Here is a 12,065-nt window from a genome sequence, read left to right as displayed (position 1 = left end):
AGTTTCGTTATATTTTCGATTGATCTGCAAAGTGTATCGCACTTACGGCTACCAGGTACAAATCTCTACGTGCAACTGCTTTAAAAGTCATCAAATCAGTGGGGTTAACTCATATAACACCAGCGCATTGCTCTCCAGCGCGTCAACCACCTGCCAATTTTCCACTACGTCTTCTTCACGCACGCTGAGCGCCGGTCGGGTTTTGTGCGCAAGCCAGGTCCAGGTCTCCTCATCCGGGCCGCTGCTGCTGTCGATGGCTTCCAGGTGAGGGAACAGCGCCCCGTTGCGCTGATCGAACAGATGCCGCTTGATCTTCCAACGGCCATTCAGCCCTTGAAGCGCGACCGGATACTGCTGGCGAAAGCGCTGAATAAACGCCTCTTCGCTGGAGAGCCACGGGTTAAAGACCACCGGATTACGCAGCAAAAGCTGATAGCGCCCGCGATGATGCAGCAGCAGGATATTTTTATCGTTGACCAGCACATCACCCTGCAGACGCCGCCAGAGCCAGAGCACCCAGAAAATAGGCCGCGTCAGCCCATGATGGTAGTACAACGCCAGGCTTGAGGTATCAAAGGTGCCGTTGCTTCGCGCTTCACCCTGCTGGCTGGAGTTAAGCCAGAAGCCGGTAAGCTGCACCTGTTCAGCGAGGCCCAACAGGTTATTCATCAGCAGTGCGCCGCGGAAAAATTCGCCGTTGGTGCGCCGGGTTGAGCCGGTCAGGGTGTTCCACGACAGCAGCCACAGCGGTAGCGCAAGGTGGTGCTGCCGCAGCGCGCGCTGGATTTGGCGCACTTTGTCGACCGGGTAGCTCTCGGCGGCGGCCAGCCGGGCACCGTCAAAAGACTGTTGCTGAAAACGCTCGTTGGCATTTGCCGAACAGGCAAGAAAATCGGCCTCTTTTAACAGCGGCGAGCTGAGAATGACATCGTCAACGATGCCGTCTTCGGTCGGCGTAAAACGGTGCCAGACCCCGAGTAACGAATCTGGAGACAAGCTTCTGATGATGGCTTTCTGCTGAGCCCAGATTTCTGCGCTGGCCTGCGGCGACCAGTGCCAGACGAACTGCCAGCTGGCAAGCGTAGACGGCGGAAAATGCTGGGCGGCGAGGGCGAGAAACTGGCGGAGCAGGTCCGGGCGTGTCGTCAGGCTGGTATGCAGTAACACGCGCCAGCCCATGCGCGCCAGAAACGTGAACACCTGCTGTAGGTTGTACCAGCAAGCGTAACCGACCATCTGCGGGTCGTCCCAGCCTTCGCTGAACAGACGGCTACTGAGAAACGGTTCATGAATATCAATCCCGACAATCGGGATCTGCGCATGCAGCGCCAGCAAGGACTGACGCACGTCATCGCGCAGCAGATCGTCAAGCTCGCGCAGGGTAATGATGACCTGGCTATGGCGCAGCGGCACGCGGCGCAGGGGCAGCGTATTTAACGCTATCTGTCGTGACTGCGGATGATGCTGGAGCGGCGGCGGGTTATCCCATGCCTGGATACCCGTGTGGTTCAGCAGCGCGTACAGCGTTTCAGCGGCCACCGGCAGCGCCTGGTCAGGCACGTTTTCCCGCGCACGCTGGCGGCTGTTCACCGTTGGCTGCTGGCGATACTGACGGGGCGTCATGCCGTGGCGGCGCTTAAACAGGTCACTCATCACCCGCGCACTGGCAAAACCCTGCTGCTGGGCAATCCGCTGCACCGGTAGGGCGGTGGTCAGCAACTGCTCGGCGGCTTTCTCCAGGCGTAATGCGGTGATGAACTGCATGAAACTGACGCCCACCTCTTTATGAAACAGGCGGGAGAGCCAGGCCTCGGACACCCGCTCGGCGCGGGCAATTTCGGCGAGTGAAAGCCGCTGGGTGTACTGCGACTCAATCCGGGCGACCACCTGACGTATGCGATGGCTCCATGTTGCTGCACCCTGCGGGGTGACGGATTGGCGTGGTTGCTGAAAATGGGTAGCCAGCAGCAGAGCAATTTCACTCATCCAGCGGTTGGCTTCTAGCCGTGTGTGCGTTTGGTGATTGATGAGATGGGTTATCAGCAGCTGGCGCATCAGCGAGCGCAGCCGGGCTTCATGTTCTAGCGTTGCATGTGGCTGAGCGGCTATCTGGTAGTCAAAACCGAAAAAATGAGCATCCAGCCGGGTGAGCCAACTGCTGGCGATGGTTAGCGTCATCAGCGTATTGGACCGTTCGCTACCAAGCTGCCAGCGCTGGTCAGGATTGATGAGCGCGAGTGCACCATCCTGCAACCTGCGCACACCGGCGGCGGTCTCCAGCGTCACCTCGCCCTGAAGGATCCACAGCAGCGTCAGCGCGGACTGCTCCTCATGAGCCTGATGGCGGACATCCTGCACGGCGACGGAAAAGTCACTTATTTGCTGCATTGGCATCTCGTTCTCCTGAGACAAAAAACAGCTGTATATTTTTTGTCATAACCAAATCGTATGAAAAATAGTCATATCATTTTCCGTCAATATAAAACAAAAACCTGCACTTTAAAGCCCTGGCGGCGGCATAAACTCGACGTTATCACCGTGGAGCCATAAAGGGATAACAAAAATGACACATCCTATTGTTGAAGCATTGCAGAGCCGTGAGGCGGAATTTATTGCGCTACGCCGTCGCTTCCACCAACAGCCAGAGATCGGTTTTCAGGAGCATAAAACCAGCGCTGAGGTGGCGAAACTATTGGCCAGTTGGGGTTATGAAGTGGACTACGGTCTGGGCGGTACCGGCGTGGTGGGAACGTTAAAAGTGGGCAGCGGCAGTAAAACGTTGGGGTTGCGCGCGGACATGGACGCGCTACCGATGCAGGAGCGCAGCGGTAAGCCGTGGGCCAGCGAAACCGACGGTAGCTTCCACGGCTGTGGTCACGATGGTCACACCACCATGCTGCTTTACGCGGCGGAATATCTGGCGCGCACCCGTGCGTTCAACGGCACGCTGCATCTGATTTTCCAGCCCGCGGAAGAGTTGCTGTACGGCAGCCGCGTGATGCTGGAAGACGGCCTTTTTGCCAAATTTCCCTGCGACCGTATTTTTGGCCTGCACAATATGCCGGGGCAGAAGCTCGGCAAAATTGGCCTGCGCGATGGTGCCATGATGGCATCGTCCGATACGCTGCATATCGATGTTCAGGGCGTCGGTGGGCACGGCGCGGTGCCTGAACATACCGTCGATGCCACCGTCGTGGCTTGCCATATTACTTTGGCACTGCAGACGATAGTGTCGCGAAATATCAGCCCGTTCGATCCGGTGGTGGTGACCGTAGGCAGCATTCAGGCGGGGCAGGCTCCGAACATCATTAACGATAAAGTACAGATGAAGCTAACGGTGCGCACCTTGAGTGAGTCGGTGCGTAAAACCGTGCTGCAACGCATTCACGATATTGCGGTATCCCAGGCGGAGAGCTTCAACGCCACAGCCTCACTTACGCACGTTAACGGCAGCCCGGTGTTACGTAACGACCCGCAGGCGAATCAGATGGTGCGCGAGGTGGCTACCTCGCTGTTTGGTGAACAATCTATCGCCACGGTTAACCCGTTTATGGGCAGTGAAGATTTCGCCTTTATGCTCGAACAGAACCCTAACGGTGCCTATTTCACCATCGGGGCGGGTGATGAGCCGGAACGCTGTATGGTCCACAACCCGGGCTATGACTTTAACGACGATATCCTGCTGACGGGGGCGGCGCTGTGGTGCGGCCTGACGGAAGATTATCTGCGGGCCTAAGTGACGCGCAACCTGAGGGCGAGCCATGAGTACCGTTTCGTTGACTGAAACGCCGTATGTCGGTACCGACCGACTGTTGGCGGGCATTGTGCTAAGCGTGTTGACCTTCTGGCTGTTTGCCCAGTCGGTTATCAACGTGGTTCCTGTCGTAAAAAGCAGTATCGATATCTCGCTGGAGACGCTCACCCTTGCGGTCAGCCTCAGTGCGCTGTTTAGCGGCTGTTTTGTGGTCGCCAGCGGCGGCCTGGCGGATAAGTTTGGCCGGGTACGCCTGACGCTTATCGGCCTGATGCTGAGCATCGTTGGCAGCGCGCTGCTGGTGGTTTCTCAGGGGCCGATGCTGTTTCTGGCCGGGCGCGTTGTTCAGGGATTGTCTGCCGCCTGCATCATGCCAGCGACGCTGGCGCTGATTAAAACCTGGTACGAGGGACGGGCGCGACAGCGCGCGGTCAGTTTTTGGGTGATTGGCTCATGGGGCGGCAGCGGTCTGTGCTCCTTTGTCGGCGGGGCGATTGCCACCGGGCTTGGCTGGCGCTGGATTTTTGTCTTCTCCATCGCCGCCGCGCTGGCTGCCTTCCTGCTGATTCGCGGCACGCCAGAAAGCCGAAGCGCCACCGCCGCGCAGCATAAGCTGGACGTTAGCGGGCTGCTGAGCCTGGTGGCGGGCCTGGTGCTGTTTAACCTGTTTATCTCCAAGGGGCATCACTGGGGCTGGACCAGCGGCCTGTCGCTGTCGATGCTGGCAGGCGCCGTGGTGGCGATGGGCTGGTTTATCCGCAGCGGTCTGCGCAAAAAGGAGGCCGCGCTTATCGACTTCGCGTTGTTTAACAACCGTTCCTACAGCGCGGCGGTGCTGTCGAACCTGATGCTTAACGGCGCGATTGGCACCATGATGATTACCAGCATCTGGCTACAACAGGGGCGACATCTGAGTCCGTTCCAGACCGGGATGATGACGCTGGGCTATCTGGTGACCGTGCTGTTGATGATTCGGGTCGGAGAGAAACTGCTCCAGCGCTACGGCGCAAGGCTGCCGATGATGGGCGGCCCGGCCATCGCGATGGTGGGGATTTTCCTGATTTCCTGCACCTTCCTGGAGACCTGGACCTATATCGTGACCGTCTTTTTCAGCAACGTGCTGTTCGGTTTGGGGTTGGGCTGCTACGCCACACCGTCGACCGATACCGCCGTCACCAGCGCGCCAGAGAATAAAGTGGGCGTGGCTTCCGGGATCTACAAGATGGGCAGCTCGCTCGGCGGGGCGTTTGGCCTGGCGATGACCGCTTCGCTCTATGCGCTGTTCCTGCCGCACGGGATGGCGAAGGCGGCACAGTATGCGCTGTGGTTTAACTGCACGCTGTGCCTGGGGGCGATAGTGGTGAGTGCGCTACTGCTGCCGCGTCGACGTCAAAGCTGATGCTTTTTCAACAGCGCGCGCAGTTGGTGGTAGGTTAGTCCCAGCAGTTCGGCCGCCTGTTTTTGGTTGAATCGGGCCTGTTGCAGACTTTGCTGCAACAGGCCTTTTTCTTGTTCAAGCTGGAACTGGCGCAGATCCAGTGGCAGCGTCGGGCCGACGTTTTCCCCTGCAGGCTCAGCATGAACCGACGGTTGGCGGCGGAACGGGTCGATAATAATATCGTCCAGCGGTTCATCAATGGAGCCGTGGCGGTAGACCGAACGCTCCACCACGTTTTTCAGCTCACGGATATTTCCCGGCCAGCGGTAGTGCAGCAGCGTTTCTCGGGCGCGTTCGGTAAAGCCGGGAAACAGCGGCAGACCCAGTTCACGGCACATCTGAATCGCGAAGTGTTCCGCCATCAACATAATGTCGCTCTGACGTTCGCGCAGCGACGGCAGCAGCACCACGTCAAAGGCCAGCCGGTCGAGCAGGTCGGCACGGAAGGTGCCTTCCTCGACCAACTGCGGCAAATCCGCATTGGTGGCGCACACCAGGCGTACGTTGACCTGCAATGGCTGGCTGCCGCCGACGCGTTCAAGCTCGCCGTATTCAATCACGCGCAGCAGTTTTTCCTGCACCAGCATCGGCGCGGTGGCCAGTTCATCGAGAAACAGCGTGCCGCCGTCGGCGCGCTCAAAACGCCCCGGGTGACGTTTTTGCGCCCCGGTAAATGCCCCGGCTTCATGACCAAACAGCTCGGAGTCGAGCAGGTTTTCGTTTAACGCCGCACAGTTAAGCGAAATAAATGGCCCCTGCCAGCAGGAGGAGAGGTAGTGCAGGCGGTTGGCGATAAGCTCCTTGCCCGTCCCGCGCTCGCCGATAATCAGCACCGGTTTGTTCAGCGGCGCCAGTCGGGAAACCTGCTCCAGCACCTCAATAAAGCGGTTCGCTTCGCCGAGGAGAGTATCTTTGTTATCTGCCATGATGAAATTCGCCACATGTTGGTGTAATTCGCCATTTCACTGTAGGCGTTTAACGGCTGAAATTCAATCACCTCTTTGATAATCAATAAGATAAAAAGTTGGCACGGAAGTTGTAATAGTCATTACGCAGGGCTCAGCCCGATACACAGAACTAAGAGGATTGAACAATGGGTATTTTTTCTCGTTTTGCCGACATCGTGAACGCCAACATCAACTCGCTGCTTGAGAAAGCGGAAGACCCACAGAAGCTGGTCCGCTTGATGATCCAGGAGATGGAAGACACCCTGGTGGAAGTGCGCTCCACCTCTGCCCGCGCGCTGGCAGAAAAGAAAGACCTGTCCCGTCGTGTGGAACGTGCGCAGGCGCAGCAGGTTGAATGGCAGGAGAAGGCCGAACTGGCGCTGCGTAAAGAGAAAGACGATCTGGCGCGTGCGGCGCTGATTGAAAAACAGAAGCTGACCGACGTTATCGGCACGCTGGAACATGAAGTGACGCTGGTGGATGAAACCCTGGCACGCATGAAAAAAGAGATCGGTGAGCTGGAGAATAAACTCAGCGAAACCCGCGCTCGTCAGCAGTCTCTGGCGCTGCGTCATCAGGCGGCGAGTTCATCCCGCGATGTGCGTCGCCAGCTGGACAGCGGTAAACTGGATGAAGCGATGGCCCGCTTTGAGTCCTTTGAACGCCGCATTGACCATATGGAAGCGGAAGCCGAAAGCCATCGTTTTGGCAAAACGCCATCGCTGGACCAGCAGTTTGCCGAGCTGAAAGCCGATGACGAAATCAGCGAGCAGCTGGCGGCGCTGAAAGCCAAAATGAAGCAGGACAACGAATAATCATTCCGGCGGCACCGACCGTGCCGCTGCTCATAATATATAAGGAGTTTCTATGAGCGCGCTTTTCCTCGGCATTCCCCTGACGTTGTTTGTGCTGTTTGTATTGCCGATTTGGCTGTGGCTTCACTATAGCAATCGCTCCCGCTCCGGCGAGCTGTCACAGGGCGAGCAGCAGCGGCTGATGCAGTTGACCGATGACGCGAAGCGGATGCGCGAGCGTATTCAGGCGCTGGAAGCCATTCTGGATGCAGAACATCCAAACTGGAGGGACAAATAATGGCGCTGGATTTGAACAAAAAGCTGTGGCGTATCCCGCAGCGAGGCATGGTGAAAGGGGTCTGCGCCGGTATTGCCGAGTACCTCGACGTACCGGTGAAGCTGATTCGTATTATTACCGTGCTGGCGATGCTGTTTGGTCTGTTTTTCTTTGTCGTCGTCGCCTACGTGATTTTGACGTTTGCCCTCGACCCGATGCCGGAAGGGGCGATGAACAACCCGCATCAACCCTCCAGCCGCGATTTGCTGGATACGGTGGATGCTGAATTAGCCGCTGGCGAGCAGCGACTGCGTGAGATGGAACGTTACGTGACATCTGACACTTTTACCCTGCGCAGCCGGTTCCGTCAGCTCTGAGCAAGAGGTCACTGATGAATAATAAATGGCAGCGGGCAGGCCAAAAGGTGAAGCCCGGTTTGAAAATCGTTGGCAAGTTGGCGCTCCTGACGGCCCTGCGTTACGGCCCGGCAGGCGTAGCCGGATGGGCGGTGAAGTCCGTCGCCCGTCGCCCGCTGAAAATGTTTCTGGCGGTGGCGCTGGAACCGCTGTTGTCCCGCCTCGCCAAACGTTATTTCCCCATGGCAAAATAGGGCTATCGGCGTAGCGAGGAGTGTCTGATAAGCAATGAAGCGACTCAAAAATGAATTCAATGCGCTGGTCAACCGTGGCGTTGACCGGCATCTTCGTCTTGCCGTGACCGGCCTCAGCCGCAGCGGCAAGACCGCCTTTATCACCGGCCTGGTGAATCAGCTACTCAATATTCATACCGGCGCGCGCCTGCCGCTGTTGAGCGCGGTGCGCGAAGAGCGCCTGCTCGGCGTCAAACGCATTCCCCAGCGCGATCTCGGTATCCCGCGATTCACCTACGACGAAGGGCTGGCGCAGCTATACGGCCAGCCGCCGTCCTGGCCGACGCCGACGCGTGGGGTAAGCGAAATACGTCTGGCGCTGCGCTATAAATCGAACGACTCGCTGCTGCGTCACTTTAAAGAGACCTCCACGCTCTATCTGGAAATTGTCGACTACCCTGGCGAGTGGCTGCTCGACTTACCGATGCTCAACCAGGACTACCTGAGCTGGTCGCGCCAGATGACCGGGCTGTTGACCGGCCAGCGTGCCGAGTGGTCGGCAAAATGGCGGCAGCTGTGCGAAGGGCTGGATCCGTTTGCACCCGCTGACGAAAACCGGCTGGCGAAAATCGCTCAGGCGTGGACCGACTACCTGCACCAGTGCAAGCAGGAAGGGCTGCACTTTATTCAGCCGGGCCGCTTTGTGCTGCCTGGCGACCTGGCCGGTGCCCCGGCGCTGCAGTTTTTCCCGTGGCCGGACGTGGACGCCATCGGTGAGTCAAAGCTTGCTCAGGCGGACAAACACAGCAATGCCGGAATGTTGCGCGAGCGCTTCCATTACTACTGCGAAAAAGTGGTGAAGGGGTTCTACCGGGATCACTTCCTGCGCTTCGACCGCCAGATTGTGCTGGTCGATTGCTTACAGCCGCTCAACAGCGGCCCGCAGGCGTTTAACGATATGCGCCTGGCGCTGACGCAGCTGATGCACAGCTTCCATTACGGGCAGCGTACCCTGTTCCGCCGTCTGTTTTCGCCGGTTATCGACAAGCTGCTGTTTGCCGCCACCAAGGCGGATCACGTCACCGTCGATCAGCACGGCAATATGGTGTCGCTGCTGCAACAGCTGATTCAGGACGCCTGGCAGAACGCGGCCTTTGAAGGCATTACCATGGACTGTCTGGGGCTGGCTTCGGTACAGGCAACACAGAGTGGGCTGATTGAGGTTAACGGCGAGAAGATCCCGGCGTTACGCGGTCATCGCTTAAGCGACGGTCAGCCGCTCACCGTCTACCCAGGCGAAGTCCCGGCGCGTCTGCCCGGGCAGGCTTTCTGGGATAAACAAGGTTTTCAGTTTGAGGCCTTCCGTCCGCAGACGATGGACGTTGACCAGCCGCTGCCGCATATCCGTCTGGATGCCGCGCTGGAGTTTTTGATTGGAGATAAGCTGCGATGAACGACGCCTATAAACCACGCATTGATTTTGACGGCCCGCTTGAGGACGTAAAAGCAGAACAGTTTAAAACCTCGCAGGCGTTTGATGACGTTACGGCGGAAAAATTCGCCCTGGTCACGCTCGATGAAGCGCCGGAGCAGGAAGGGCAGGTGGAAGCCACCCTTGACGCCGCGCTGCGCCCGAAACGCAGCCTGTGGCGCAAAATGGTCACCGCCGGGCTTGGCCTGTTTGGCATTAGCGTCGTCGCTCAGGGCGTACAGTGGACGATGACCGCCTGGCAAACCAACGACTGGGCGGCGCTCGGTGGCTGTGCTGCCGGGGCGCTGATTGTTGGTGCGGGTGTCGGTTCGGTGGTCACCGAATGGCGCCGACTCTGGCGCTTGCGCCAGCGCGCGGAAGAACGCGATGAAGCGCGTACCCTAATGCACAGCCACAGCGTGGGCAAAGGACGCGCGTTCTGCGAGGGGCTGGCGCGTCAGGCGGGGCTGGATCAGTCGCACCCGGCGCTACAGCGCTGGTACGCCGCCATCCACGAAACCCAGAGCGACCGCGAAGTGGTCAGCCTGTACGCCCATCTGGTGCAGCCGGTGCTGGACGCACAGGCGCGGCGCGAAATCAGCCGCTCGGCGGCGGAATCGACGCTGATGATTGCCGTCAGCCCACTGGCGCTGGTGGACATGGGCTTTATTGCCTGGCGTAACCTGCGCCTGATTAACCGTATCGCGAATCTCTACGGGATTGAGCTTGGCTACTACAGCCGTCTGCGCCTGTTCCGCCTGGTGTTGATTAACATCGCCTTTGCCGGGGCCAGCGAGCTGGTGCGGGAAATCGGTATGGACTGGATGTCGCAGGATCTCGCCGCGCGTCTGTCGACCCGTGCGGCGCAGGGGATTGGTGCCGGTTTGCTGACCGCACGTTTGGGGATCAAAGCGATGGAACTGTGTCGACCGCTGCCGTGGATCGACAACGACAAGCCGCGCCTGGGTGACTTCCGCCGCGAACTTATTGGGCAACTGAAAGCGACGCTGCAGAAAGGAAAATCGGCGGCGCAGCGGGATAGTTAACGAGATAAAATATGGTTATGCGAAAATTGTATAACCTATTTCTATACTTATCTTTACTGAAAGTGACAACCAGCGCTACTTTAGCTGAATCGTCCACAACACGTTCATTTTCAGGAAGTCCCGATGACCAAAAAACTGCTGCCGTTACTCGTGCTGACCGCGCTGTCAGCTTCCGCTTATGCCGCTACGCCACCGAACACGCTGGTCGTGGCTCAGGGTCTGGACGATATTGTCAGTCTGGACCCGGCGGAGGCCAACGAGCTCTCCAGCATCCAGACGGTGCCAAGCCTCTACCAGCGTCTGGTTCAGCCTGACCGCAACGACCCGGCTAAAATCACGCCGATTCTGGCGGAAAGCTGGCAGGCGGATGCGGCGAAAAAAACGCTGACCATCAAGCTGAAAAACGACGCCAAATTTGCCTCCGGCAACCCGCTGCGCCCGGAAGATGTGATCTTCTCTTACACCCGTGCCGTCACGCTCAACAAATCTCCGGCGTTTATTCTTAACGTCCTCGGCTGGGAGCCAGGCAACATTGCCAGCCAACTCAAGAAAATTGATGACCATACGCTACAGCTAAGCTGGACCGCTGACGTCAGCCCGTCGGTGGCGCTGAATATTCTCTCCACCCCTATTGCCTCGATTGTGGATGAGAAGCTGGTGGCAGCCAACGTGAAGGGCAATGACTTCGGCAACGAATGGCTGAAAATGCACTCGGCGGGCAGCGGTGCGTTCAAAATGCGCGTCTACCAGCCGCATCAGGCTATCGTGCTGGAAGCCAACGACACTTCGCCAACCGGCGCACCGAAGCTGAAAAGCGTGATCATTAAAAACGTGCCGGATCCGGCCTCCCGCCGCCTACTGATCCAACAGGGCGATGCTGACGTGGCGCGCGACCTTGGCGCCGATCAGATTGACGCCCTGCAGGGTAAACCGGGCTTACAGGTGTTAAGCATTCCGTCTGCCGAGCAAAACTACGTGGTGTTCAACACCGCGAATACCGCCAACCCGCTGCTGGCGAACCCGGCGTTCTGGGAAGCGGCGCGCTGGTTGGTGGACTACAACGGCATTACCAAAGATCTGCTGAAAGGGCAGTACTTCGTGCATCAGAGCTTCCTGCCGGTCGGTTTCCCGGGCGCGCTGGACAACACGCCGTTTAAATTTGACCCGGCCAAAGCCAAAGAAATTCTGGCGAAAGCGGGCATCAAAGATGCCCACTTTACCCTCGACGTGGAAAACAAACCGCCGTTTATCACCATTGCGCAGTCGATGCAGGCAAGCTTTGCTCAGGGCGGCGTGAAGGTGGATCTGCTGCCAGCAGCAGGCAGCCAGGTTTACGCTCGCGTGCGCGCGAAGCAGCATCAGGCGGCGATTCGTCTGTGGATCCCGGACTACTTTGACGCGCATTCCAACGCCAGCGCCTTTGCCTTTAATGACGGTAAATCCAGCACCGTGGCGGGGCTGAACGGCTGGAAAATCCCTGAGCTGAATAAAGCCACGCTGGCGGCCGTCGCCGAACCGGACGTCGCAAAACGCCTTGACCTGTACAAAAAAATGCAGGAAGAGCTGCAGCGTAATTCGCCGTATGTCTTTATTGACCAGGGCAAAACGCAGATTGTGGTTCGCGACAACGTGAAGGGCTACCAGCAAGGGCTGAACGCCGATATGGTCTGGTACGACCGCGTGACCAAATAGTCCGTCAGATAACCCTGGCCCGGCGGCGTAAACCGTCCGGGCCATTGTCGTTTTCTC

General features: G+C 58.3%; 11 protein-coding genes. 9 read left to right on the top strand and 2 right to left on the bottom strand.

What is annotated here, in order from left to right; translation table 11 throughout:
• Nucleotides 1-90 precede the first annotated feature (90 nt).
• A complete protein-coding gene (locus tag FHC49_RS18585) occupies nt 91-2,388 on the bottom strand; it encodes a helix-turn-helix domain-containing protein (protein WP_220440622.1) in 2,298 nt (765 codons plus the stop codon).
• Between the two features lie 175 nt (nt 2,389-2,563).
• Between FHC49_RS18585 and FHC49_RS18580 the strand changes: the two genes are divergently transcribed.
• Entirely contained in the window at nt 2,564-3,736 is a 1,173-nt protein-coding gene (locus FHC49_RS18580; RefSeq protein ID WP_220440551.1) for a M20 aminoacylase family protein, read from the top strand.
• 25 nt (nt 3,737-3,761) lie between these two features.
• Nucleotides 3,762-5,153 (top strand): MFS transporter, encoded by a 1,392-nt coding sequence (locus FHC49_RS18575; RefSeq protein WP_220440550.1) that lies wholly within the window; start codon nt 3,762-3,764, stop codon nt 5,151-5,153.
• Here the strand turns inward: FHC49_RS18575 and pspF are convergent.
• Complete coding sequence (gene pspF / locus FHC49_RS18570) at nt 5,144-6,118, bottom strand: phage shock protein operon transcriptional activator (RefSeq protein WP_185666059.1); 975 nt, start codon at nt 6,116-6,118, stop codon at nt 5,144-5,146. The genes FHC49_RS18575 and pspF overlap by 10 nt on opposite strands.
• Before the next feature lie 167 nt (nt 6,119-6,285).
• Between pspF and pspA the strand changes: the two genes are divergently transcribed.
• From pspA to FHC49_RS18535, 7 genes are all read left to right on the top strand, one after another.
• The gene (gene pspA / locus FHC49_RS18565; RefSeq protein ID WP_185666060.1) at nt 6,286-6,954 is read left to right on the top strand and encodes a phage shock protein PspA; all 669 of its coding nucleotides are present in this window, start codon (nt 6,286-6,288) and stop codon (nt 6,952-6,954) included.
• Nucleotides 6,955-7,006: 52 nt separating this feature from the next.
• A complete protein-coding gene (gene pspB, locus FHC49_RS18560; RefSeq protein WP_035894063.1) occupies nt 7,007-7,231 on the top strand; it encodes an envelope stress response membrane protein PspB in 225 nt (74 codons plus the stop codon).
• The gene (gene pspC, locus FHC49_RS18555) at nt 7,228-7,587 is read left to right on the top strand and encodes an envelope stress response membrane protein PspC (protein WP_185666358.1); all 360 of its coding nucleotides are present in this window, start codon (nt 7,228-7,230) and stop codon (nt 7,585-7,587) included. Before pspB ends, pspC begins: the two co-directional genes overlap by 4 nt.
• Before the next feature lie 14 nt (nt 7,588-7,601).
• Nucleotides 7,602-7,820, top strand: a complete 219-nt coding sequence (pspD, locus tag FHC49_RS18550; protein ID WP_185666061.1) for a phage shock protein PspD — start codon at nt 7,602-7,604, stop codon at nt 7,818-7,820.
• Nucleotides 7,821-7,854: 34 nt separating this feature from the next.
• A complete protein-coding gene (locus tag FHC49_RS18545) occupies nt 7,855-9,252 on the top strand; it encodes a YcjX family protein (RefSeq protein ID WP_220440549.1) in 1,398 nt (465 codons plus the stop codon).
• The gene (locus FHC49_RS18540) at nt 9,249-10,316 is read left to right on the top strand and encodes a YcjF family protein (RefSeq protein ID WP_220440548.1); all 1,068 of its coding nucleotides are present in this window, start codon (nt 9,249-9,251) and stop codon (nt 10,314-10,316) included. The genes FHC49_RS18545 and FHC49_RS18540 overlap by 4 nt, the downstream gene beginning before the upstream one ends.
• A gap of 123 nt (nt 10,317-10,439) precedes the next feature.
• A complete protein-coding gene (locus tag FHC49_RS18535; protein WP_220440547.1) occupies nt 10,440-12,008 on the top strand; it encodes an ABC transporter substrate-binding protein in 1,569 nt (522 codons plus the stop codon).
• Nucleotides 12,009-12,065 lie beyond the last annotated feature (57 nt).

This window comes from Kluyvera sp. EC_51, assembly GCF_019584505.1.
GTDB classification, from domain to species: Bacteria; Pseudomonadota; Gammaproteobacteria; order Enterobacterales; family Enterobacteriaceae; genus Kluyvera; species Kluyvera sichuanensis.
Note: the sequence above shows the minus strand (reverse complement) of the source record. Positions and strands in the feature narration are given on the sequence as shown.